We start from the raw sequence: 23,742 nt of genomic DNA, 5'->3' as shown, positions 1-23,742 counted from the left end.
GGACCCGTTCTCCGCTCGACCCCCACGCTCAGGAGCTCCTCGTGCGCCTCGTCTTCGCCGGCACGCCGGCCGCCGCCGTCCCCACTCTGCGCGCCCTCGCCGCCTCCGAGCACGAGATCGTCACGGTGGTCACCCGGGCGGACGCGCCCGTCGGCCGCAAGCGCGTGCTCACGCCCTCGCCGGTCGGCGCGGTCGCCGAGGAGCTCGGTCTGCCGGTGCTCAAGGCGAACCGCCTCGACGAGGAGGTCACCGACCGGATCGCGACCCTCGAGCCGGACCTCGGCGTGATCGTGGCCTACGGCGGCCTGGTCCGAGCGCGGCTGCTGGCGGTGCCGCGCCTCGGCTGGATCAATCTGCACTTCTCGCTGCTGCCGCGCTGGCGCGGCGCGGCGCCGGTCCAGCGCGCGCTGATGGCGGGGGAGCAGCGGATCGGCGCGGCCGTCTTCCAGCTGGTCGCCGAGCTCGACGCGGGCGACGTCTTCGCCGCGATCGAGGAGGAGGTCGCCGGGCGCTCGGCCGGCGAGCTGCTCGAGGTGCTCGCCGAGCGCGGCGCCGGGCTGACCGGCGAGGTCGTCGACGGGCTCGCCGCCGGCACCGCGGTGGCCGTGCCGCAGTCGGGCGAGGTGACCCTCGCGCCCAAGCTCGACGTGACCGACGGCCGGATCGACTGGACCCGGCCGACGTACCGGATCCTCGCGCTGGTCCGCGGGGTGACTCCTGAACCCGGCGCGTCCACGACGGTCGGCGACGCGCGGCTCAAGGTGCTCGCCGTCGACGAGGCGCTCACGGACGCTCCCCTCGCGCCCGGCGCCGTGCTCCTCGACGCCGGGCGCGCCCTGGTCGGCACGGGCGACGGCGCCGTCGAGCTCGTCTCGGTGCAGCCCGCCGGCAAGACCCCGATGCCCGGCGCCGCCTGGGCCCGGGGCCTGCGCGAGAGCACGGTGCTCGCGTGAGCGGCCGCACCCGCGTCGCGCCGGCGCGGCAAGTCGCCTACGACGTCCTGCTCGCGGTCAGCGGCGGCGACGCCTACGCCAACCTCGTGCTGCCCGCCCGGATCCGCGCCGCCGAGCTCTCGCCGGCCGACGCGGGCCTGGCCACCGAGCTCTGCTACGGCACGCTCCGCCTCTCCGGCTACTACGACCGGGTGATCGCCCTCGCCGCCGGCCGCGCCGTCGAGACAATCGACGCCCCGGTGCTCGACGCGCTCCGGCTCGGCGTGCACCAGCTGCTCGGCACCCGCGTCGCCGCGCACGCCGCCGTCAACGAGAGCGTCGCGCTGGTCGCGGGCGGCTCCTCCCGCGGCGCCGTCGCTTTCGCGAACGCGGTGCTGCGCTCGGTGACCCGCTCGAGCGCCGAGGAGTGGCAGCAGCGCGTCGCGGACGCGGCGACCTCGGGTGACGACCGGATCGCCGCGGCGACCTCGCATCCGGTCTGGATCGTCAAGGCCCTGCGCCGCGCCCTCGCCGCGGAGGGCGCCGCCGACGAGCTCGAGGCCCTGCTCGCCGCCGACAACGCGGCGCCGCGGGTGAACCTCGTCGCCCTGCCCGGTCTCGCGGAGGCCGCGGAGCTGCCCGACGCGGAGCCCGACCGCTACTCGCCGGTCGGTCTCGTCAGCACCGGAGGCGACCCCGAGGCGATCGCGCCCGTGCACGAGGGCCGGGTGCGCGTCCAGGACGAGGGCTCGCAGCTGGCCGCGCTCGCGCTCTCCCGCGCCGAGCCCGTCCGCGCGGGCGAGCGCTGGCTCGACCTCTGCGCCGGACCCGGCGGCAAGGCGGCGCTGCTGGCCGCCGAGGCGCGCGCGGGCGGTGCGACGCTGCTGGCCAACGAGGTCGTCCCCGCGCGGGCCGGGCTGGTCCGCCAGGCCCTCGCCGCGGTCGACCCGACCGTCGAGGTGCGCACCGGTGACGGACGCACGCTCGGCGAGGAGCAGCCGGGCGCCTTCGACCGTGTCCTCCTCGACGCGCCGTGCACCGGACTCGGCGCCCTCCGCCGCCGTCCGGAGGCGCGCTGGCGGAAGAGCGCCGACGACGTCGCCCCGCTCGCCGCTCTGCAGGGTGAGCTGCTCGACTCCGCCCTCGCCGCTCTCGCTTCCGGCGGTCTGCTCGCCTACGTCACCTGCTCGCCGCACCTCGGTGAGACCAAGCGCGTGCTCGCCCTCGCCGCGGAGCGCCACCCCGGCGGCTTCGAGCTCGTCGACACCCCCGCGGTCCTCGACGGCATCACCCGCGAGCCGCTGCCGCTCGCCGAGGGCGCACTGCACGCGCAGCTCTGGCCGCACCGGCACGGGACGGACGCGATGTTCATCCAGCTGCTGCGCCGCACGGAGGCCTGAGCACTCCACTCGGCGCTCCAGGCAGTCCACCCGGGGTGCCTGAGCGCTCCGTCCGCCGCGCCTAGGCTGGGGAGCATGCCCGCACGGATCAATCCCAGCATCCTGTCCGCCGACTTCGTCAACTTCGAGGCCGAGCTGCAGCGGATCGCCGGGGCCGATCTCGTGCACGTCGACGTGATGGACAACCACTTCGTGCCGAACCTCACCTTCGGCCTGCCGATGGTGCAGCGCCTGCAGGAGGTGTCGCCGCGCCCGCTCGACGTGCACCTGATGATCGACGACCCGGACCGCTGGGCGCCGGGCTACGCCGAGACGGGCGCCTACTCCGTCACCTTCCACGCCGAGGCCGCGCGCGACGCCGTCGCGCTGGCGCGCCGCCTCCGTGAGATCGGCGCGCGCGCCGGCATCGCGCTCAAGCCCGGCACCGCCGTCGACGACTACCTCGACCTGCTGCCCGAGTTCGACCAGGTGCTCGTGATGACGGTCGAGCCCGGCTTCGGCGGCCAGTCCTTCATGGCGGAGACGATGCCGAAGCTGCACGCGCTGCGAGAGGTCGTCGACCGCACCGGCCTCGACGTCTGGCTCCAGGTCGACGGCGGCATCGCCCCCGGCACGATCGAGATCGCCGCCGAGGCGGGCGCCGACACCTTCGTCGCCGGCTCCGCCGTCTTCGGCGCCGACGACCCGGAGGCGGCCATCGCCGCGCTCCGCGACACCGCGTCCTCCCTCCTGCACCGCCACTGACCCGGCCGCCCTCGCCGGTCCGCCGCCGCGTATAGACTTCCCCGGTGAAAACTTTCGACGACCTCTTCGCTGAGCTGGGCGAGAAGGCCGCCGCGCGTCCCGAGGGTTCGGGCACGGTCCGCGAGCTCGACGCCGGTGTGCACTTCATCGGCAAGAAGATCGTCGAGGAGGCCGCCGAGGTGTGGATGGCCGCCGAGTACGAGGGCGACGAGCGCACGGCCGAGGAGATCTCGCAGCTGCTCTACCACCTGCAGGTGCTGATGCTCGCGAAGGGCCTGACGACGGCCGACGTCTACCGACATCTGTGAGCGTCCCCCCGATCGCCGGAGTGCGCCGCCGCCACGTCGCCGCGCGCTCCCACGCTCTCCGAGGCGCCGTCGCGCCTCCGCTCACCGAATCACCCTCGACCTCCAGAGGACGTCCCGTCGTGACCACGACCACCCCCACCACTCCTGACACCACCGGTACCACCGCTCCGCCCGCGCTCCTGCGCGTCGCCGTCCCGAACAAGGGCTCGCTCTCCGAGACCGCCGGCCAGATGCTGGCCGAGGCCGGCTACACCGGCCGTCGCGATCCCAAGGAGCTGCACGTCGTCGACGTGCGCAACGGGGTCGAGTTCTTCTACCTCCGCCCGCGCGACATCGCGACCTACGTCGGCTCCGGCGCGCTCGACGTCGGCGTCACCGGCCGCGACCTGCTGATCGATTCCGGCTCCGAGGCGCGCGAGATCGCCAGCCTCGGCTTCGCCGACTCGACCTTCCGCTTCGCCGGTCCGGCCGGCCGCTACACCGAGCTGCAGCAGATCGACGGCCTCCGCGTCGCGACCAGCTACCCCGGCCTCGTCGGCCGCTTCCTCCGCGAGCACGGCGTCGAGGTCACCCTCATCCGCCTGGACGGCGCGGTCGAGTCGGCCATCCAGCTCGGCGTCGCCGACGTGATCGCCGACGTCGTCGAGACCGGCACCACGCTGCGGAAGGCGGGCCTGGAGATCTTCGGGCCCGTCATCCTGAAGTCCACGGCCGTCCTCGTCTCCGGCGCGGGCGAGCCCGAGGGCATCCCGGTCCTGCTGCGCCGCCTGCAGGGCGTCCTCGTCGCCCGCGAGTACGTGCTGCTCGACTACGACTGCCCCGTGGCCCTGCTCGAGACCGCCACCGCGCTCGCGCCCGGCTTCGAGTCGCCGACGGTCTCGCCGCTGCACGACCCCGAGTGGGTCGCCGTGCGCGTGATGGTGCCGCGCGCCGACATGAACCAGGTGATGGACCGCCTGTACGACCTCGGCGCCCGCGCGATCCTGGTCACCTCGATCCACGCCGCACGCCTCTAGGAGGGGGAGCGATGAGTCTCGCCGTCCGCGTCATCCCGTGCCTCGACGTGGCCGCCGGCCGCGTCGTCAAGGGCGTCAACTTCCAGAACCTGCGCGACGCCGGCGATCCGGTCGAGCTCGCCCGCCTCTACTTCGAGCAGGGTGCCGACGAGCTGACCTTCCTCGACGTCACCGCCACCGTCGACGACCGCTCCACCACCTACGAGGTCGTCCGCGCGACCGCCGAGCAGGTCTTCATCCCGCTCACCGTCGGCGGGGGAGTGCGCTCCGTCGAGGACGTCTCGCGCCTGCTCGCGCACGGCGCGGACAAGGTCGGCGTCAACTCCGCCGCGATCACCCGCCCCGAGCTGATCGGCGAGATCGCCGACGTCTTCGGCGCGCAGGTGCTGGTGCTCTCGCTCGATGTCAAGCGGAGCGACGCCACGCCCTCCGGCTTCGTCGTCACCACCCACGGCGGTCGCCGCGAGACGACCCTCGACGCCCTCGCCTGGGCGGCCGAGGCTGTCGAGCGCGGCGCGGGCGAGCTGCTGGTCAACTCCATCGACGCCGACGGCACCAAGCAGGGCTTCGACCTGCCGCTGATCACGGCGATGCGCGAGCTGAGCACCGTGCCGGTGATCGCCTCGGGCGGCGCCGGCGCCGTCGAGCACTTCGCCCCCGCCATCGAGGCGGGCGCCGACGCGGTGCTCGCCGCCTCCGTCTTCCACAATCGCGAGCTGACGATCGGCGACGTGAAGCGCGCCCTCGACGACTCCGGGATCGAGATCCGCCGATGAGCACCGAGACGACGACCGACGGCACGACGACCCCCGGCACGACGACCCCCGACGAGCTCACCGCGGTCCTCGACCGGGCGACCTTCGACGCGAGCGGCCTCCTGCCCGCCGTCATCCAGCAGCACGACACCGGCGAGGTGCTGATGCTCGGGTGGATGGACCGCGAGGCGCTGCGCCGCACGCTGACCGAGGGCCGGGTGACCTTCTGGTCGCGCTCCCGCCGGGAGTACTGGCGGAAGGGCGACACCTCCGGGCACGCCCAGTACGTCCGCGGGGCCGCGCTGGACTGCGACGCCGACACGCTGCTCGTGCAGGTCGAGCAGATCGGCGCCGCCTGCCACACCGGCGAGCACTCCTGCTTCGACGTCGATCCGCTCGCCCCGGTGACGGACCTCGGGCCGCAGGCGTGAGCGGCCGGCGCCTGAAGTACTCCGCGATCCTCGGGATCGTGCTGCTCGCCGCGCTCGAGCTCACCGCCTCCACCCAGCCCTGGGCGACGCTCGTGCTCACCCCGGGCGTCGGCGACGGCCGGGCGCTCTCCGTCGTCGGCACCGTCGCCGCGCCGGCCCTGTCGGCCCTGGCCCTCGCCGGGCTCGCTCTCGCGGCCGCGCTCGCCATCGCCGGGCCGGCCTTCCGGATCGTCCTCGGGCTGCTGCAGATCGTCCTCGGCGGCTCGGTCGTCCTGGCCGCCTCGACCGCGCTCGCCGATCCCGTGCGCGCCGGCTCGTCGCTGGTCACCGATGCGACCGCGATCGCGGGCCGGGAGTCGGTCGCGGCGCTCGTCGCCTCGTCCTCCGTCACCGCCTGGCCGGTCGTCGCGCTGGTGGCCGGAGTGCTGACCGCGGTCATCGGCGTGCTCGTGCTCGTCACGGTCCGGCGCTGGCCCGGCGCGAAGAAGAAGCGCGTCTCCCGGTTCGAGCCCGCCGACGGCTACGGCCACGGCGCGACGACCGTGCGGACCGACGACGGCGACATCGATCCCGTCGTCTCCTGGGACGAGCTGTCCCGCGGCGACGACCCCACGTCGGCCCGCTGAGCAAGCCCTCCGCAGACCCCGCCCGGCGGCGGAGCCCTTCGGCCCCGAGCCGCTAGACTGCTCTGGTTCCCACGCACGTCCAGGAGGAGAGCCATGAGCACCGAGCACGACGACGACAACCACGGCCACTCGCCCGCAGCGTGGACGGCCGTCGTCATCATGCTGGTCGGCTTCACGGTCGGCACGATCGCCTTCTGGTTCGACCTGCCCCTCGTCGTCTGGCTGTCCGCCGGGCTCGTCGTGGTCGGCCTCCTCGTCGGCGTGATCCTGGCCCGCCTGGGCTACGGCGTCGACGGCGCGAAGGCCAACCCGAAGGCGCGCGCGTAGAGTGCTCGGCGATCTGACCGCCGGCGCCCTGGCCGACGCGGCCCGGCGTCGCGAGACCGTCCCGCTCGCCGCCCTCGAGCGGCGTGCCGCCGAGCGCCCGCCCGCCCTCGACGCCCTCGCCGCGCTGGCTCCGGCCGAGCGCGTCAGGATCATCGCCGAGGTCAAGCGGTCCAGCCCGTCCCGCGGCGCCCTCGCCGAGATCCCCGACCCCGCGCTGCTCGCCGGGCAGTACGAGCTCGGGGGAGCGAGCGCGATCAGCGTCCTCACCGAGGAGCGCCGCTTCAAGGGCTCCCTCGCCGACCTCGAGGCCGTCCGCGCGAAGGTGTCGATCCCGGTCCTGCGCAAGGACTTCATCGCGGAGCCCTACCAGGTGCTCGAGGCGCGCGCCTCCGGAGCGGACCTCGTCCTGCTCATCGTCGCCGCGCTCGAGCAGCCCGTGCTGGCCGAGCTGCACGCCCTCGTCCTCGAGCTCGGGATGACCCCGCTGGTCGAGACGCACTCGGGCGACGAGCTCGAGCGGGCCGCCGACCTCGGCGCGCGCCTGATCGGGGTCAACGCCCGCGACCTCTCCACCTTCGAGCTCGACCGCGACCTCTTCGGCCGGCTCTCCGAGCGCTTCCCGGCCGACGCCGTCAAGGTCGCGGAGTCGGCGGTCCTCTCGGCCGACGACGTCGCGCACTACCGCCGCTCCGGCGCGGACGTCGTCCTCGTCGGCGAGGCCCTCGTCACCGGCGGCGACCCCGTCTCCACCCTCGCCGGCTTCCTGGCGCACTGATCACGATCCACCGATAGGCGGCACTGCCATGGCACTCCGAGACGAACTCGGTCCCTACTTCGGCGACTTCGGCGGACGCTACGTCCCCGAGTCGCTCGTGAAGGCGCTCGACGAGCTGAGCGCCGAGTACGAGCGCACCAAGGTCGACCCGGCGTTCCGCGCCGAGCTGACCGAGCTGCACCGCAGCTACACCGGCCGGCCCTCGATCATCACCGAGGTGCCGCGCTTCGCCGAGCACGCGGGCGGTGCGCGGATCATCCTCAAGCGCGAGGACCTCAACCACACCGGCTCGCACAAGATCAACAACGTGCTCGGCCAGGCGCTGCTGACCAAGCGCATCGGCAAGACCCGCGTGATCGCCGAGACCGGCGCCGGCCAGCACGGCGTCGCCACCGCCACGGCCGCCGCGCTCTTCGGGCTCGACTGCGTCGTCTACATGGGCGAGGTCGACACCGAGCGCCAGGCGCTCAACGTCGCCCGGATGCGCCTGCTCGGTGCCGAGGTCGTCTCGGTGACCACCGGCTCGCGCACCCTCAAGGACGCGATCAACGACGCGATGCGCGACTGGGTCACCAACGTCGAGACGACGAACTACGTCTTCGGCACCGTGGCCGGCCCGCACCCCTTCCCGGCGATGGTGCGCGACTTCCAGAAGATCATCGGCGAGGAGGCGCGCGAGCAGGTCCTCGCCCTCACCGGCGCCCTGCCCACCGCGGTCACCGCCTGCGTCGGCGGCGGCTCCAACGCGATGGGCATCTTCCACGCGTTCCTCGACGACCCCGAGGTCAGGCTGGTCGGCTTCGAGGCCGGCGGCGACGGGATCGAGACCCCGCGCCACGCGGCGACCATCAGCAAGGGCCGCCCCGGCGTGCTGCACGGCGCCCGCAGCTTCCTGCTCCAGGACGAGGACGGCCAGACCGTCGAGTCGCACTCGATCTCGGCCGGTCTCGACTACCCGGGCGTCGGCCCCGAGCACGCCTGGCTCTCCAGCATCGGCCGCGCCGACTACCGCGCGGTCACCGACTCCGCCGCGATGGACGCACTGATGCTGCTCAGCCGCACCGAGGGCATCATCCCCGCGATCGAGTCGGCGCACGCCCTCGCCGGCACGCTCGAGCTCGGCCGCGAGCTCGGCCCCGACGCGACCATCCTGGTCAACCTCTCCGGCCGCGGCGACAAGGACATGACCACCGCCGCGCGCTACTTCGGACTCGTCGACCAGGGCGCGGTGCAGTCGTGAGCGGCGTCGGCCCGAGCGTCGCCGAGACCGTCCGCCGCCGCAACCAGGAGGCCGCGGGCGCCCTGATCGGCTACCTGCCCGCCGGCTTCCCCGACCTCGCGACGAGCATCGACGCCGCAGTGGCCCTCGCCGAGAACGGCGTGGACGCGATCGAGCTCGGCCTGCCCTACTCCGACCCGGTGATGGACGGCCCCGTCATCCAGGAGGCGACCCAGGCCGCCCTCGCCGGCGGCTTCCGGCTGCGCCACGGCTTCGACGCGGTCCGCGAGATCCGCGCCCGCGTGGACGTGCCGGTGCTGGTGATGACGTACTACAACCCCGTGCTGCAGTACGGCGTCGAGCGCTTCGCCACCGACCTCGCCGAGGCCGGCGGGTCCGGTCTGATCACGCCCGACCTCATCCCCGACGAGGGAGCCGAGTGGATGGCCGTCTCCGAGCGCCTCGGCCTCGACCGGGTCTTCCTCGCCGCCCCCTCCTCGAGCGACGAGCGCCTGCGCGCGACCGTCGAGGCGAGCCGCGGCTTCGTCTACGCCGTCTCGACGATGGGCATCACCGGAGCGCGCGCCGATGTGGACCGCGCCGCCCGCACGCTCGTCGAGCGCCTGCGCACGGCCGGCTCGGACAGCGCCTGCGTCGGCGTGGGCGTCTCGACCGGCGACCAGGTCGCCGAGATCCTCGCCTACGCCGACGGCGCGATCGTCGGCTCGGCCCTCGTGCGCGCGCTCGCCTCCGGGGGAGTCGCCGCGGTGGCGGAGACGGCTCGCGGTCTGGCAGAGGGCACGCGTCCGCGCGCCTGACGCCTCCCAGTACACTCGGGATGCCCGTCGGGGCGCGGCGCCGCCGCGACCGCGGGATCCCTCCTTCGAAAGGTCGACGTACCGGTGTCCGTACCGCTGAGCATCCCGAGTCCGCCCGAGGCGTGGAGTCAGTACGACTTCACGCTCTTCGATCGCGCGTTCTCGATCCACACCTACGCCGTCTGCATCCTGGTCGGCATCGTGGTCGCCACGATCATGACGAACGCCCGCCTCAAGCGCCGCGGCGCCGAGCCGTGGGTCGTCCTCGACATCATCATCTGGGCCGTGCCGCTCGGCATCATCGGCGCGCGGCTCTACCACGTGCTCACGCACCCCGGCGACTACTTCTACGCCGGCGCGGACCCGTGGGAGATCATCCGGATCTGGAACGGCGGCAACGCGATCTTCGGCGGCCTCATCGGCGGCGCCGTCGGCGCCTGGATCGGCTGCCGCTGGACCGGCGTCCGGTTCTGGACCTTCGCCGACGCGCTCGCGCCCGGCATGCTCGCCGCGCAGGCCATCGGCCGCCTCGGCAACTGGTTCAACCACGAGCTGTTCGGCCTGCCGACGACCCTGCCCTGGGGCCTCGAGATCGAGAGCAGCAACCCGGCCTTCCCCGTCGGCCTGCCCGCCGGCACGCTCTTCCACCCGACCTTCCTCTACGAGATCCTCTGGAACGTTGTCGGCATCGCGGTCATCCTGCTGCTCGAGCGCCGCCTCAAGCTGCAGTGGGGCACCGTCTTCGCCGCCTACCTGATCTGGTACGGCATCGGCCGCGTCTGGTTCGAGTCCATCCGGATCGACCCGAGCGAGTTCTTCTGGGGCATCCGCACCAATGTCTGGGCGGCGCTGGCCGCCGTCGTCGTCGGCCTGATCCTCGTCGTGATCCAGCGGCGCGAGCACCCGGGTCGCGAGACCTCGGCCTATCGGCCCGGCCGCGAGTGGACGCCCGCCCCGGCTGCGGTAGAATTCGAGGACGTCGAGTCCGACTCCGACGCCACCACTCCTTCTTCCGGCACCGACGCCGAGAAGTCGACGGTCTCCCGCAGCTGACGCGGTCCGCGGCACCCCCGCGGCCCCGCATCCAGCTCACCTCTCCGTCCGTCCGCCCCACCGCGGCTCAGCCACAAGCGCTGCCGCGGGGGAGCGAGCGCACGACCCCGACGACGGCGCCAGACCTCCGCTCCGCGACCACCGAATGCACGGCCCTCCCGATCGGGGAGCCGCTCCTCCACCACCACACCGCGGGCCAGCGACGTCCCGATCCGCTACGACTCTCGTGAGGACGGTCCCCATGGCTCCCGTTCAGCCCTCGCCCCGCGTCCCCGCCGTGCCGTTCCTCGGCACCCCGTCCGCGCAGGGGATGTACGACCCGGCGGCCGAGAAGGACGCCTGCGGTCTCGCCATGGTCGCCACCATGCGCGGGACGGCCGGGCACGACATCATCGACGCCGCGCTCGACGCGCTGCGCAACCTCGAGCACCGCGGCGCGGTCGGCTCCGACGCCGGCACCGGGGACGGCGCGGGGATCATCACCCAGATCCCCGACGACTTCCTGCGCGCCGTCGCGGCCGTCGAACTGCCCCCCGTCGGGCAGTACGCGGTCGGCAACGCCTTCCTCCCGGTCGACGTCTTCGAGCGCGAGCGGGTCAAGTCGACCATCGCCGAGATGGCGCGGGAGGAGAACCTCACCGTCCTCGGCTGGCGCTCGATCCCGGTGCAGCCGGACGAGATCGGCACGCTCGCCCGCGCCGCCATGCCGGCGATCGAGCAGCTCTACGTCTCGAGCGAGCTCACCGACGCGGCCGGCGTGCCGCTGGCCGGGCTCCGCCTCGACCGCCTCACCTTCCGCCTGCGCAAGCGCGTCGAGCGCGAGCTCGAGGTGTACTTCATGTCGCTCTCGAGCCGCACGCTCGTCTACAAGGGCATGGTCACCACGCTCCAGCTCGAGCCGTTCTACCCGGACCTCTCCGACGAGCGCTTCACCTCCAAGCTCGCGCTGGTGCACTCGCGCTACTCGACCAACACCTTCCCGTCCTGGCCGCTCGCGCAGCCGTTCCGGATGATCGCGCACAACGGCGAGATCAACACGGTGCAGGGCAACCGCAACTGGATGCGCGCGCGCCAGTCGCAGCTGAAGAGCGCCGAGCTCGGCGACCTCTCGCCGCTGTTCCCGATCGTCTCGACCGGCCGCAGCGACTCCGCCTCGTTCGACGAGACGGTGGAGCTGCTCACGCTGGCCGGCCGCTCGCTGCCGCACGCGATCATGATGATGGTCCCGGAGGCGTGGGAGAACCAGGCCGCCGCGATCGACCAGAAGCGCCGCGCCTTCTACGAGTACCACTCGATGCTCATGGAGCCGTGGGACGGCCCGGCCGCGATCGTCTTCACCGACGGCGACCTCGTCGGCGCCACGCTGGACCGCAACGGCCTGCGCCCCGGCCGCTACGTCGTCACCGACGACGGCCTCGTCGTGCTCGCCAGCGAGATCGGCGTCCTCGACATCGACCCCGCGAAGATCGTCCGCAAGGGCCGGCTGCAGCCGGGCCGGATGTTCCTGGTCGACACCGAGCAGGGCCGCATCGTCGAGGACGAGGAGATCAAGGCGCAGCTCGCGGACTCCGGTCCCTTCGACGAGTGGCTCGACAAGGGCCGCATCAACCTCAAGGACCTGCCCGAGCGCGAGCACATCGTGCACACGCCCGCGTCGGTCAACCGCCGCCAGCGCACCTTCGGCTACACCGAGGAGGAGGTGCGGCTGCTGCTGCTGCCGATGGCGAAGGCGGGCGCCGAGCCGCTCGGCGCGATGGGCTCCGACACGCCCGTCGCGGTGCTCTCCAAGCGCCCGCGGCTGCTGTTCGACTACTTCACCCAGGCGTTCGCGCAGGTGACCAACCCGCCGCTCGACTCCATCCGCGAGGAGGTCGTCACCTCGCTGCGCCTCGGCCTCGGCCCGGAGCGCAACCTGCTCTCGGCCGGCGCCGAGCACGCCCGCCAGGTCGTCCTCGACTTCCCGGTGATCGACAACGACGAGCTGGCCAAGATCCAGCACATCGCGCCGCGCCCGCTCAGCCACATCACCACGACGATCCGCGGTCTCTACCGCGTCGACGCCGGTCCCCGCGCCATGCAGGACCGTCTCGACGCGATGTGCGCCGAGGCCGACGAGGCGATCGCCGCCGGAGCGCAGTTCCTCGTGCTCTCGGACCGCGACTCCACCAAGGACCTCGCGCCGATCCCCTCGCTGCTCATGCTCGCCGCCGTGCACCACCACCTGATCCGCACCGAGAACCGGATGCGCGTCGGGCTGGTCGTCGAGGCCGGCGACGTCCGCGAGGTGCACCACGTCGCGACGCTGATCGGCTACGGCGCCTCCGCGGTGAACCCGTACCTCGCGATGGAGACCTGCGAGCAGCTCGTCCGCAGCGGCATGATCTCGGACCTCTCGCCCGAGAAGGCCGTCAAGAACGTGATCAAGGCGCTCGGCAAGGGCGTCCTCAAGATCATGTCCAAGATGGGCATCTCGACCGTGTCCAGCTACGCCGGCGCGCAGACCTTCGAGGCCGTCGGCCTCAGCCAGGTCTTCGTCGACCAGTACTTCACCGGCACCGCCTCCAAGCTCGGCGGCATCGGGATCGAGGTCGTCGCCGAGGAGAACGCCGCGCGCCACCGCGCCGCGTACCCCGAGGACGGCGCGGTCGTCGCGCACGAGCGCCTCGCGGTCGGCGGCGAGTACCAGTGGCGCCGCGACGGCGCGCCGCACCTCTTCAACCCGGACACCGTCTTCCGGCTGCAGCACTCCACCCGCAACCGCCGCTACGACGTCTTCCGCGAGTACACCAAGATGGTCGACGACCAGGCGCTCTCGCTGATGACCCTGCGCGGCATGTTCACCCTCGACACGGAGGGCCGCACGCCCGTCCCGATCGACGAGGTCGAGCCGGTCGAGTCGATCGTCAAGCGCTTCTCCACCGGGGCGATGAGCTACGGCTCCATCTCGCCGGAGGCGCACGAGACGCTCGCCATCGCGATGAACCGCCTCGGCGCGAAGTCGAACACCGGCGAGGGCGGCGAGGACACCGAGCGACTGCTCGACCCGGAGCGCCGGTCCGCGATCAAGCAGGTCGCCTCGGGTCGCTTCGGCGTCACGAGCATGTACCTGACCCACGCCGACGACATCCAGATCAAGCTCGCCCAGGGCGCCAAGCCCGGCGAGGGCGGCCAGCTGCCGCCGACCAAGGTCTACCCGTGGATCGCGCGCACCCGGCACGCGACCGCCGGCGTCGGCCTGATCTCGCCGCCGCCGCACCACGACATCTACTCGATCGAGGACCTCAAGCAGCTGATCTTCGACCTCAAGCGGGCGAACCCGAAGGCGCGCATCCACGCGAAGCTCGTCAGCCAGTCGGGCATCGGCGCGGTCGCGGCCGGCACTGCCAAGGCCCTCGCCGACGTGATCCTCGTCTCGGGCCACGACGGCGGCACCGGCGCGAGCCCCGTCAACTCGCTCAAGCACGCGGGCACGCCGTGGGAGCTCGGTCTCGCCGAGACCCAGCAGACGCTGATGCTCAACGGCATGCGCGATCGCGTCGTGGTGCAGGTCGACGGCCAGATGAAGACCGGCCGCGACGTCGTGATCGGCGCCCTGCTCGGCGCCGAGGAGTTCGGCTTCGCCACCGCCCCGCTGATCGTCGAGGGCTGCATCATGATGCGCGTCTGCCACCTCGACACCTGCCCGGTGGGCGTCGCGACGCAGAACCCGGAGCTGCGCAAGCGCTTCAACGGCAAGCCCGAGTTCGTCGTCAACTTCTTCGAGTTCATCGCCCAGGAGGTGCGTGAGTACCTCGCCCAGCTCGGCTTCCGCTCGATCGACGAGATCGTCGGCCACCGCGAGCTGCTCGACGTCAACCGCGCCATCGAGCACTGGAAGGCGAGCGGGCTCGACCTGACGCCGATCCTGGTCGGCCCGGTCTTCCGCGCCGAGGAGCCGCGCCGCCACGGTCGCGCGCAGGAGCACGAGCTGGAGAAGCACTTCGACAACGAGCTGATCCGCCTCGCCGCGAACGTGCTCGACCACCGCGGCACCGTGGTGATCGACCGCGAGATCAAGAACACCGAGCGCGCGGTCGGCACGATGCTCGGCCACGCGGTGACCGTCCGCTACGGCGAGAACGGGCTGCCGGCCGACTCCATCACGGTGAACCTGCGCGGCTCGGCCGGGCAGTCGCTCGGCGCGTTCCTGCCCGCGGGCATCACGCTCCGCCTCGAGGGCGACTCGAACGATTACGTCGGCAAGGGCCTCTCCGGCGGCCAGATCGTGGTGCGGCCCGACCGCCGCAGCACCTTCGACGCGTCGGCGAACGTCATCGCCGGCAACGTCATCGGCTACGGCGCGACCCAGGGCACGATGTTCATCCGCGGGATGGTCGGCGAGCGCTTCCTGGTCCGCAACTCCGGTGCCACGGCGGTCGTCGAGGGCGTGGGCGACCACGCGCTCGAGTACATGACCGGCGGGCTCGCCGTCATCCTCGGCGCCACCGGCCGCAACCTCGGCGCGGGCATGTCCGGCGGCACCGCCTACATCCACGACCTGAGCCGCGAGCTCGTCAACCGCGACGCGATCGCCACCGGGGAGCTGACGCTCTCCGAGCTCGGCAGCGCCGACGTGGAGATCCTGCGCGACCTGCTCGAGCGGCACGTGGCCGAGACCGAGTCGACCCTGGCCCAGGGGATGCTCGACGATTTCGACGGAACCGTCTCGCGTTTCGTCAAGGTACTGCCCCGCGACTTCGCCGCGGTGCTCGCGACGCGAGCATCCGCTGTGGAGGAGGGGCTCGACCCCGACGGCGACGTCGTCTGGGGACGGATTCTGGAGGTGACCGGTGGCTGATCCCAAGGGATTCCTGAAGGTGCAGGACCGGGAGCTGCCCAAGCGGCGCCCGGTGTCCGTGCGACTGATGGACTGGAAAGAGGTGTACGAGCAGGGCGACACCGCCGTGCTGCGCCGGCAGGCCGGCCGCTGCATGGACTGCGGCATCCCGTTCTGCCACAAGGGCTGCCCGCTCGGGAACCTGATCCCCGAGTGGAACGACCTGATGTGGCGCGGCGAGGGCCGCCAGGCGATCGAGCGCCTGCACGCGACCAACAACTTCCCGGAGTTCACCGGCCGCCTGTGCCCGGCGCCCTGCGAGTCGTCCTGCGTGCTCGGCATCAACCAGCCCGCGGTCACGATCAAGCAGATCGAGGTCTCGATCATCGATCAGGCCTTCGGCAACGACTGGGTGCAGCCGCACCCGCCGGAGCGCCTGACCGGGAAGACGGTCGCCGTCGTCGGCTCCGGCCCCGCCGGTCTCGCCGCCGCGCAGCAGCTCACCCGCGCCGGCCACACCGTCGCGGTCTACGAGCGCGACGACCGCATCGGCGGCCTCCTGCGCTACGGCATCCCCGACTTCAAGATGGAGAAGAAGCACCTCGAGCTGCGCCTGAACCAGATGAAGGCCGAGGGCACCCGCTTCCGCGCCGGCGTCGACATCGGCACGGACATCACCTGGGACGACCTGCGCGCGCGCTACGACGCCGTCGTGGTCGCCACCGGCGCGATGGTCCCGCGCGATCTGCCGATCCCCGGCCGCGACCTGGCCGGCGTGCACTTCGCCATGGAGTACCTGGTGCAGTCGAACCACGCCATCGCGGGCGACCGCGTGTTCGAGCAGATCTCGGCCGAGGGCAAGCACGTCGTCGTCCTCGGCGGCGGCGACACCGGAGCGGACTGCATCGGCACCGCGCACCGCCAGAAGGCGGCCTCGGTCACCAACCTCGCGATCGGCACCCAGCCGCCGTCGCAGCGTCCGGACAGCCAGCCCTGGCCGATGGACCCGACCGTCTTCGAGGTCGCCAGCGCCCACGAGGAGGGCGGGGAGCGCGTCTACCTCGCCTCCACCGTCGAGTTCCTCGCGAACGAGGTCGGCGAAGTCCGCGCCGTGCGCGTGGCCGAGACCGAGTACCTCGACGGCCGCCGCGTGCCCAAGGCGGGCACCGAGCGCGAGATCCCGGCCGACCTGGTCCTCCTGGCCCTGGGCTTCACCGGCCCCGAGTCGGAGCACCTCGCCGGCCAGCTCGAGGTCCCCTTCACGGACCGCGGCAACGTGGTCCGCGGCGACCGCTTCGAGACCAGCGTCCCGGGCGTCTTCGTCGCCGGGGACGCCGGCCGCGGCCAGTCGCTGATCGTCTGGGCCATCGCCGAGGGCCGCTCCGTCGCGGCCGAGATCGACCGCTACCTCGAAGGCACCACCCAGCTGCCCGCGCCCGTCGGGCCCAACGACCGGGGCTTCACGCTCTAGTCCCACGGACGCGATAGTCTTCGCGCGCCAGCTTCACAGCTCACCCTCCCCGCTATCGACGCGCCCTCGGGCGCAGAACAACGGAGCACCCCCTCAATGAGACGAGCGAAAATCGTCGCCACCCTCGGCCCGGCAACGTCGTCGTACGAGACCATTCGTGCGATCATCGACGCCGGCGTGGACGTGGCCCGCATGAACCTCAGCCACGGCAGCTACGACGTGCACGAGGGCATCTACCGCCTCGTGCGCAAGGCCGCCGAGGACTCCGGTCGCGCCGTCGCGATCATGGTCGACCTGCAGGGTCCCAAGATCCGCCTCGGCAAGTTCGAGGGCGGTCCGTACCCCCTCGCCGAGGGCGACGTCTTCACCATCACCACCGAGGACGTCCTCGGCACCAAGGAGCTCTCGGGCACCACGTTCAAGGGCCTGCCCGACGACGTGAACCCCGGCGACATGCTCCTGATCGACGACGGCAAGGTCGCGGTCCGCGTCACCGCCGTCGAGGGCCCCCGCGTCATCACCGAGTGCGTCGTCCCCGGCAACATCTCGAACAACAAGGGCATCAACCTGCCCGGCGTCGCGGTCAACGTGCCCGCGCTGTCGCAGAAGGACGAGGACGACCTCCGCTGGGCCATCCGCCTCGGCGCGGACATCATCGCGCTGTCCTTCGTGCGCAACGCCAGCGACATCGTCCGCGTGCACGAGATCATGGCGGAGGAGGGCCGCAAGGCCCCCGTCATCGCCAAGATCGAGAAGCCGCAGGCCGTCGACAACCTGCAGGAGATCATCGACGTCTTCGACGGCATCATGGTCGCCCGCGGCGACCTCGGCGTCGAGCTGCCCCTCGAGGCCGTGCCGATCGTGCAGAAGCACGCCGTCGAGCTCGCCCGCCGCTGGGCCAAGCCCGTCATCGTCGCGACCCAGATGCTCGAGTCGATGATCGAGAGCCCGCGCCCCACCCGCGCCGAGGCCTCCGACGTCGCGAACGCCATCCTCGACGGAGCCGACGCGGTCATGCTCTCCGGCGAGACCAGCGTCGGCGCCTGGCCGGTCGTCACCGTCCAGACCATGGCCCGCATCGTCGAGTCCACCGAGGAGCACGGACTCGAGCGGATCCCCCCGCTCGGCAGCAAGCCGCGCACCCAGGGCGGATCCGTCACCCTCGCCGCCGCCGAGGTCGCCGAGTTCGTCGAGGCCAAGTTCCTCTGCGTCTTCACCGAGTCCGGCGACTCCGTCCGCCGCATGACGCGCCTGCGCCACGGCATCCCGATCATCGGCTTCACCCCCGAGCCCTCGGTCCGCCGCCGCATGGCGCTCAACTGGGGCGTCCAGTCCTACGTCACGCCCCGCGTGAACCACACGGACGCGATGTTCGCCCAGGTCGACGCCGTCCTCCTCCGCGAGAACCTCGCGAAGGCCGGCGACACCGTCGTCGTCGTCTCCGGATCGCCCCCCGGACGCGCCGGCACCACCAACGACATGCGCGTGCACGTCGTCGGCTCCTCCAGCTCCTCCGAGCCGGTGGAGAACTGGGACCACTGAGTCTCTGCAGAAGGGCCCGGTCGCTAGCGCGACCGGGCCCTTCTGCGACGGACTCCTCGTTCCTCGTCGTCCGTCGGCGGTCGGCTTCGCGACGGGTCGCGCTGGCAGGGGCCGGTCGCGTTCCGGGTACGACGATCCGCTGGCACGCGGATCGCCGGTGACCCTGCGGAGCGGCGGCCGGTCTGCCGGGGTGGCGACCCCTCCGGGGCGCCACGCTCCCGAGCGGGGGTGGGGGCTTCCGCTCCTGCTGATCGAGCAGCCGCGCCTTCCATGCTGGTCGAGTAGCCGCGCAGCGGCGTATCGAGACCCGGCGTCGTCAGCAGGGCGGGTCTGCAGACTCGTCTTCGGGCGTGGTGGATCTCGATACGCCGCGCTCCGCGGGCTACTCGATCGGCGTGCTCACGCCCACGGGTGCGGTGCCGATCCTCGGGGCGTCGCCGCCGGTCCGAGGGCGGCCGCGGGCCGCGCTAGCGTGGGGGCATGCGACTCGGCGTGCTCGACATCGGCTCCAACACGGTCCATCTGCTGCTCGTCGACGCGCACCCGGGGGCGCGGCCCGTGCCGTACCGCTCGCACAAGCGCAGCCTCGCGCTGGTCGCCTACCTCGACGCCGCGGGCGACATCACCGAGGAGGGGCAACGCGAGCTGATCGCCTTCGTCGCGGAGGCGCACGAGGTCGCCCGCCGCCACCGCGCGGAGGACCTGCTCGCCTTCGCCACCTCCGCGATCCGCGAGGCCGGCAACGGCGCCGCGGTGCTCGAGCGAGTCCGCACCGAGACCGGCGTGCACCTCCAGGAGCTCGGCGGCGAGGCCGAGGCGTCCGCGACCTTCCTCGCCGTGCGCCGCTGGTTCGGCTGGGGCGCCGGCTCGATCCTCGACCTCGACATCGGCGGCGGCTCCTTCGAGCTGTCGATGGGCGTCGACGAGGTGCCCGAGCTCGCCGTCTCGGTGCCGCTCGGTGCCGGCCGCGTCACCCGCGACCTCCTCGACGGCGACCCCGCCTCCGCCACGAGCGTCAAGGCCGCCCGCAGGCACGCCCGCGAGGTGCTCGCCGAGCCCGTCCGCGCCTTCCTCGCCCTCGGCACCCCCGACCTCGTCGCGGGCACCTCGAAGACCTTCCGCTCCCTGGCCCGCATCGCCGGCGCCGCTCCCAGCGCCGCCGGCCCGCTCGCCCGCCGCGAGCTGCACCTCGTCGACCTGCGGCTGTGGTCCTCCCGCCTCGCCGCGATCAGTGCGGCCGACCGCTCGGCGCTGCCCGGCGTCTCGACGCTCCGCGCCCCGCAGCTGCTGGCCGGCGCGCTCGTCGCCGAGGCGGCCATGGAGGCGCTGCACGTCGAGACGCTCGTGATCTGCCCGTGGGCGACCCGCGAGGGCCTGATCATCCGCCGCTTCGAGCTCCTCGACGCGCAGCTGCAGCGCGAGGAGCCTCAGCTGAGCGTGATGCTGTAGGAGAAGGCGCGCTGCTCGCCCGGGGCGAGCACGAACTGCCGCGGCTTGTCGACGATGTCGCCGTCCCAGCCCTCCGGCGTCGGCACGCTCCGCCACGGCTCGATGCAGACGAACGGCGCGCCGACCGGCTTCCAGACGCCGACGACGTCGAAGTCGCCGCTGTCGACCGCGATCGAGCGCGCGCCCTCGGCCTCGAGCGTCAGGGTGCGGCGTCGCGGCTCGTCGAAGATCAGCACGCCCTCCTCGAAGTGCGCGTCGTCCACCGTGAGCACGCCGTCCTCGAGCGGCGCCGGGTGCCGCTCGGCGACGAGCAGGTTCTCGGGAGCCCGGCGGAACCCCTCCGGCTCGGGCTGCGCGAAGCGGATCCGGTGCTCACCGGTCGCGCCGGGCAGCGGCAGGGCGAACGCCGGGTGGTTGCCGACCGAGGCGCCGAGCGGCTGCGTGCCGCGGTTCTCGACGGTCTGCGTGATCCGCAGCGTCGATCCGGTCACCGCGTAGGCGATCAGCAGCGACCAGTCGAAGGGGAACACCGCGCGGGTCGCGTCGTCGCTGCGCAGCCGGAAGACGGCCTCGTCGCCGCCGACGCCGGCCAGCTCGAAGACGCGGTCGCGCGCGAAGCCGTGCTGGCCCATCGGGTGGTCGCGGCCGTCGTGGTGCAGGGTGTCGCCCGGCAGCCGCCCGATGATGGGGAAGAGCACGGGAGCGTGCCGTCGCCACTCGGGGCCGGCCTGCCAGAGGTACTCGCGGTTCTCGGCGTCGCGGAGGGAGGTCATCTCGGCGCCCGCGGTCGTCAGCGCCACGCGCAGCTCGTCGCTGCCGATCGCGAGGACGGTGGGCTCGGGGGAGTCGTTGCTGCTCATCCTCCGATTCTGCCGCTGACCCGGGCCGGCGCGGTGACCGGCGCCGCACCGACCGCGGATCGGTGCCGGACCGGCGTGACAGCATGGGGCGATGCCTCCCGAGAAGTCCGCCGCCTCCTGGCGCGCCCGCGTGGGCGAGCTCAGCGGTGGCGAGCCCGGAGAGCCGACTCCGACGCTCACGCCGATCGGCCTGCAGTTCGAGCTGCGCCGCGTGGTCCGGCGCGCCGACGACCCGTGGCGCGCGCCGACGAGCGAGCGCGTCACCGCCGCGACCTACGTCCCCGCCGAGCGCGACGACCACCGCCTCGCCACCCGCCCGGTCGTGCCCGGCCGCGGCGGCGCCTGGAACCGCTCGACCCTCACCTGGAAGTCGCTGAACTTCCAGACCCACCGGCTCTCGCTCGATCCGGCGCACCAGCGCTGGTTCGCCGAGTTCGCCGCACTGCACCGGGCCACCCGCACCGTGCACCTCGGCCAGGACCCGGACTGGATCCACCTCGACGACTACGAGAGCCCGCTGCTCTGGCGGCTGCTCGAGCAGGCGGAGGGCCTGCGCATCCCGCTGCTCACCACCGGCGCGGGTGCTCTCGCGCGCTCCGCCTCGGCGCACGTCGCCCTGGTCGCGTCCGATCAGGCGGGCGCCCTGGAGCTCACCCCCGTCCTCCGGCTCGACGCCGGCGAGCGACCGCTCGAGGCCGCCCGGCCGATCGCCCGGCACGGCGTCTACCTGGTGGAGTCCGGCGACCCGACCGCGCTGCTGCTCGCGCCGACCCCGCAGCCGCTCGATGAGGAGGAGCTGCGGCTGCTCCGCCATCCCGAGCCGACGGGCATCCCGGCGGAGGACGTCGCCGAGTTCCTGGCGGAGCACCTGCCGACCCTGCGCGGCCGCGTCGCTGTGCGGGGCGCGGACGCCGGGATGGAGCTCGACGAGCCCGAGCCGCCCCAGCTGGTCTGCACCGTCTCGTTCGAGCCGCGCCGCGTCGTCCGCGTCGGCTTCCACTGGCGGCGCCGCCCCGACCGGGCGCGCGAGCTCGACGGGGGCGGGGACGACGTGCTCGAGGACTCGATCCTCCGCCGCGCCCGGACCGTCCTGGCCGCCGCGCAGTCGGACGTCGTCCCCGACGTCGACCGGCCCGCGGTCCTGCGCGGCGCGGCGGCGGCGGTCTTCGTCGTTGAGCAGCTGCCGCTCCTGGAGGGCGTCGGCGGCGTGCGGATCGAGCGCGAGGGCAAGCAGCCCGACTACCGGCTGCTGAACGGACCGCTCACCCTCACTCTCACCGCGGCCGACACCGAGAGCGCCGACTGGTTCGACCTCGGTGTCGTCGTCACGATCGGCGACGCGAGCGTCCCCTTCGGCCCGCTGTTCCGCGCGCTCGCGAACGGCGGCGACCGGATCCGGCTCGTGGACCACTCCTACCTCTCGCTCGCGCACCCGGGCCTCGACCGGCTCCGCGAGCTGCTGCAGCGCGCCGACGAGCTGGAGGAGTGGGAGACCGGCCCGCGGATCGGCCGGCACCAGACCGCGCTCTGGGAGGAGCTGGACGAGCTCGCCGATGCGAGCACCGCCTCCGACGCCTGGAAGGACGTGCTCGAGAACGCTCTGGCGGCCGGTGCGCCGGTCGACGTCGAGCCGCCGGCCGGCCTCACGGGCGAGCTGCGCTCGTACCAGCGCGAGGGCTACTCCTGGCTCGTGCACCGCCGCCGGCACGGGCTCGGCGGGATCCTCGCCGACGACATGGGGCTGGGCAAGACGCTGCAGACCCTCGCGATGATGCTCCAGGCGGTGGAGGAGGCGCGCGCCGCCGGAGTCCGCGCCGCGCCCTTCCTCGTGGTCGCGCCGACCTCGGTGCTGCCCGGCTGGCTCTCGGAGGCGGCCCGGTTCGCCCCGTCGCTCCGGGTCGCGGCGGTGACCAGCACCCGGGACGGGCGCGGCGACACCCTCGCCGCCCCGCCGGCCGATGTCGACGTCGTGGTCACCAGCTACGCGGTGCTCCGCCTGGCCGGCGAGCAGTGGGCCGAGCGGGAGTGGTCGGCCCTCGTCCTCGACGAGGCGCAGTTCGTGAAGAACCCGTCCTCGCAGGCGCACCGGGCCGCCCGCGGCGTCGGCGCGCCGATCACCCTCGCCCTCACCGGCACGCCGCTGGAGAACTCGCTCGACGAGCTGTGGGCGGTCCTCGCGCTGACCGCGCCCGGTCTCCTGCCGTCGCTGCGGCGCTTCCGGGAGGAGTTCACCCGCCCGATCGTGCACGCGGACGAGCCGGTCGGCATCGTCTCGCCGGACCTGTCGGCGGGGCGCACGGTCTCGCACTCCGAGGGAGCGCGGCGGCGCCTCGACCGGCTGCGCCGCCGGATCCGCCCGTTCCTCCTGCGCCGGACGAAGGAGGCGGTGGCGCCCGAGCTGCCGGAGAAGCAGGAGCAGACCCTCGAGGTCACCCTCGCCCCGAGCCACCGCGTGCTCTACGACGGCTATCTGCAGCGCGAGCGGCGGAAGCTCCTCGGGCTCGTCGATGACCTCGACCGCCAGCGCTTCACCGTGTTCCGCTCCCTCACGCTGCTCCGGCTGCTCGCCCTGGACGCCTCGCTGGTCGATCCTGCGTACCGGCACGTGCCCTCCGCCAAGCTCGACGCGCTGATCGAGCAGCTCGACGACGTGCTGGCCGAGGGGCGCCGGGCGCTCGTCTTCAGCACCTTCACCTCGTACCTCGAGCGGGCGGCCGAGCGGCTGCGGCGGCGGGGGATCCCGTTCGTGCAGCTCGACGGCTCCACCCGCGACCGGGGCGCGGTGATCGACGAGTTCCGCTCCGGAGCCGCGCCGGTGTTCCTGATCAGCCTGAAGGCGGGCGGGACGGGACTCACGCTGACCGAGGCCGACCACGTCTTCATCCTCGACCCCTGGTGGAACCCCGCCGCCGAGGCCCAGGCAGTGGACCGCGCGCACCGGATCGGCCAGGAGCGCCGGGTCAACGTCTACCGGCTGGTGGCGAAGGACACGATCGAGGAGAAGATCGTCCGGCTGAAGGAGCGCAAGGCTCGTCTGAGCACCGCCGTCCTCGACGAGGGCGACCTGTTCGCGCAGGCGCTCACCGCCGACGACCTGCGCGAGCTGCTGGGGGAGTGAGGCGGGCCCGGCACACCCGGCGTGATCCGAGGACCTCGGACGAGCCCGGCGGCCGGGAACCTCCTGCCCTGTAGCACCCCTG

General features: G+C 73.1%; 19 protein-coding genes. 18 read left to right on the top strand and 1 reads right to left on the bottom strand.

From position 1 onward, the window contains the following. Window positions 1-41: 41 nt before the first annotated feature. The 17 genes from EDF17_RS11960 (at window position 42) to EDF17_RS11880 (ending at window position 19,682) form a co-directional block, all read left to right on the top strand. Window positions 42-953, top strand: a complete 912-nt coding sequence (locus EDF17_RS11960) for a methionyl-tRNA formyltransferase (RefSeq protein WP_123446228.1) — start codon at window positions 42-44, stop codon at window positions 951-953. Beyond that, window positions 950-2,332, top strand: a complete 1,383-nt coding sequence (locus EDF17_RS11955) for a transcription antitermination factor NusB (protein WP_166649662.1) — start codon at window positions 950-952, stop codon at window positions 2,330-2,332. Before EDF17_RS11960 ends, EDF17_RS11955 begins: the two co-directional genes overlap by 4 nt. A gap of 75 nt (window positions 2,333-2,407) precedes the next feature. Next, entirely contained in the window at window positions 2,408-3,076 is a 669-nt protein-coding gene (rpe, locus tag EDF17_RS11950) for a ribulose-phosphate 3-epimerase (RefSeq protein WP_123446230.1), read from the top strand. A gap of 44 nt (window positions 3,077-3,120) precedes the next feature. After that, the gene (locus EDF17_RS11945; RefSeq protein WP_055791842.1) at window positions 3,121-3,384 is read left to right on the top strand and encodes a phosphoribosyl-ATP diphosphatase; all 264 of its coding nucleotides are present in this window, start codon (window positions 3,121-3,123) and stop codon (window positions 3,382-3,384) included. Between the two features lie 119 nt (window positions 3,385-3,503). Beyond that, window positions 3,504-4,400, top strand: a complete 897-nt coding sequence (gene hisG / locus EDF17_RS11940) for an ATP phosphoribosyltransferase (protein WP_123446231.1) — start codon at window positions 3,504-3,506, stop codon at window positions 4,398-4,400. Window positions 4,401-4,411: 11 nt separating this feature from the next. Beyond that, window positions 4,412-5,176 (top strand): imidazole glycerol phosphate synthase subunit HisF, encoded by a 765-nt coding sequence (gene hisF, locus EDF17_RS11935; protein WP_123446232.1) that lies wholly within the window; start codon window positions 4,412-4,414, stop codon window positions 5,174-5,176. Beyond that, window positions 5,173-5,586 carry a phosphoribosyl-AMP cyclohydrolase gene (gene hisI, locus EDF17_RS11930; protein ID WP_123446233.1) on the top strand — a complete coding sequence of 138 codons (414 nt, stop codon included), beginning with the start codon at window positions 5,173-5,175 and terminating at the stop codon, window positions 5,584-5,586. The genes hisF and hisI overlap by 4 nt, the downstream gene beginning before the upstream one ends. Beyond that, window positions 5,583-6,212: a Trp biosynthesis-associated membrane protein gene (locus EDF17_RS11925; protein WP_123446234.1), complete on the top strand. Its 630-nt coding sequence runs from the start codon at window positions 5,583-5,585 to the stop codon at window positions 6,210-6,212. Before hisI ends, EDF17_RS11925 begins: the two co-directional genes overlap by 4 nt. 93 nt (window positions 6,213-6,305) lie before the next feature. After that, window positions 6,306-6,539: a DUF6704 family protein gene (locus EDF17_RS11920; RefSeq protein WP_123446235.1), complete on the top strand. Its 234-nt coding sequence runs from the start codon at window positions 6,306-6,308 to the stop codon at window positions 6,537-6,539. Between the two features lies 1 nt (window position 6,540). Next, window positions 6,541-7,314, top strand: coding sequence for an indole-3-glycerol phosphate synthase TrpC (trpC, locus tag EDF17_RS11915; protein WP_123446236.1), 774 nt, complete (start codon window positions 6,541-6,543; stop codon window positions 7,312-7,314). 28 nt (window positions 7,315-7,342) lie between these two features. Continuing rightward, window positions 7,343-8,554, top strand: a complete 1,212-nt coding sequence (trpB, locus tag EDF17_RS11910; RefSeq protein ID WP_123446237.1) for a tryptophan synthase subunit beta — start codon at window positions 7,343-7,345, stop codon at window positions 8,552-8,554. Continuing rightward, window positions 8,551-9,351 carry a tryptophan synthase subunit alpha gene (trpA, locus tag EDF17_RS11905; protein ID WP_123446238.1) on the top strand — a complete coding sequence of 267 codons (801 nt, stop codon included), beginning with the start codon at window positions 8,551-8,553 and terminating at the stop codon, window positions 9,349-9,351. Before trpB ends, trpA begins: the two co-directional genes overlap by 4 nt. 102 nt (window positions 9,352-9,453) lie before the next feature. Next, window positions 9,454-10,404, top strand: coding sequence for a prolipoprotein diacylglyceryl transferase (gene lgt, locus EDF17_RS11900; RefSeq protein ID WP_243732891.1), 951 nt, complete (start codon window positions 9,454-9,456; stop codon window positions 10,402-10,404). A 310-nt stretch (window positions 10,405-10,714) separates the two neighbouring features. Continuing rightward, window positions 10,715-15,241, top strand: coding sequence for a glutamate synthase large subunit (gene gltB / locus EDF17_RS11895; protein ID WP_243732890.1), 4,527 nt, complete (start codon window positions 10,715-10,717; stop codon window positions 15,239-15,241). Then, window positions 15,234-16,691, top strand: a complete 1,458-nt coding sequence (locus EDF17_RS11890) for a glutamate synthase subunit beta (RefSeq protein ID WP_123446240.1) — start codon at window positions 15,234-15,236, stop codon at window positions 16,689-16,691. Before gltB ends, EDF17_RS11890 begins: the two co-directional genes overlap by 8 nt. 96 nt (window positions 16,692-16,787) lie before the next feature. After that, window positions 16,788-18,233, top strand: coding sequence for a pyruvate kinase (gene pyk / locus EDF17_RS11885; protein ID WP_123446241.1), 1,446 nt, complete (start codon window positions 16,788-16,790; stop codon window positions 18,231-18,233). Between the two features lie 480 nt (window positions 18,234-18,713). After that, window positions 18,714-19,682: a Ppx/GppA family phosphatase gene (locus tag EDF17_RS11880; protein ID WP_123446242.1), complete on the top strand. Its 969-nt coding sequence runs from the start codon at window positions 18,714-18,716 to the stop codon at window positions 19,680-19,682. Here EDF17_RS11880 and EDF17_RS11875 read toward each other — a convergent pair. Continuing rightward, window positions 19,661-20,542, bottom strand: coding sequence for an aldose 1-epimerase family protein (locus tag EDF17_RS11875; RefSeq protein WP_123446243.1), 882 nt, complete (start codon window positions 20,540-20,542; stop codon window positions 19,661-19,663). The two genes, EDF17_RS11880 and EDF17_RS11875, sit on opposite strands and share 22 nt — an antisense overlap. Before the next feature lie 91 nt (window positions 20,543-20,633). On the opposite strand from EDF17_RS11875, the gene EDF17_RS11870 reads away from it, so the two are divergent. Beyond that, window positions 20,634-23,660 carry a DEAD/DEAH box helicase gene (locus tag EDF17_RS11870; protein ID WP_123446244.1) on the top strand — a complete coding sequence of 1,009 codons (3,027 nt, stop codon included), beginning with the start codon at window positions 20,634-20,636 and terminating at the stop codon, window positions 23,658-23,660. The last annotated feature ends 82 nt before the right edge of the window (window positions 23,661-23,742 follow it).

Origin of the sequence: Rathayibacter sp. PhB1, from assembly GCF_004362935.1 — a bacterium.
In the GTDB taxonomy this organism is placed as follows: Bacteria; Actinomycetota; Actinomycetes; order Actinomycetales; family Microbacteriaceae; genus Rathayibacter; species Rathayibacter festucae.
The sequence above is the reverse complement of the archived record's forward strand: the minus strand, read 5'-3'. Positions and strand labels throughout refer to the sequence as shown.

Excerpts from the sequence above, each read along its gene's own strand:
- rpe (WP_123446230.1), top strand. The coding sequence starts at position 2,408 with ATGCCCGCACGGATCAATCCCAGCATCCTGTCCGCCGACTTCGTCAAC.
- hisF (WP_123446232.1), top strand. The coding sequence starts at position 4,412 with ATGAGTCTCGCCGTCCGCGTCATCCCGTGCCTCGACGTGGCCGCCGGC.
- hisI (WP_123446233.1), top strand. The coding sequence starts at position 5,173 with ATGAGCACCGAGACGACGACCGACGGCACGACGACCCCCGGCACGACG.
- EDF17_RS11920 (WP_123446235.1), top strand. The coding sequence starts at position 6,306 with ATGAGCACCGAGCACGACGACGACAACCACGGCCACTCGCCCGCAGCG.
- trpB (WP_123446237.1), top strand. The coding sequence starts at position 7,343 with ATGGCACTCCGAGACGAACTCGGTCCCTACTTCGGCGACTTCGGCGGA.
- gltB (WP_243732890.1), top strand. The coding sequence starts at position 10,715 with ATGTACGACCCGGCGGCCGAGAAGGACGCCTGCGGTCTCGCCATGGTC.
- pyk (WP_123446241.1), top strand. The coding sequence starts at position 16,788 with ATGAGACGAGCGAAAATCGTCGCCACCCTCGGCCCGGCAACGTCGTCG.
- EDF17_RS11880 (WP_123446242.1), top strand. The coding sequence starts at position 18,714 with ATGCGACTCGGCGTGCTCGACATCGGCTCCAACACGGTCCATCTGCTG.
- EDF17_RS11875 (WP_123446243.1), bottom strand. The coding sequence starts at position 20,542 with ATGAGCAGCAACGACTCCCCCGAGCCCACCGTCCTCGCGATCGGCAGC.
- EDF17_RS11870 (WP_123446244.1), top strand. The coding sequence starts at position 20,634 with ATGCCTCCCGAGAAGTCCGCCGCCTCCTGGCGCGCCCGCGTGGGCGAG.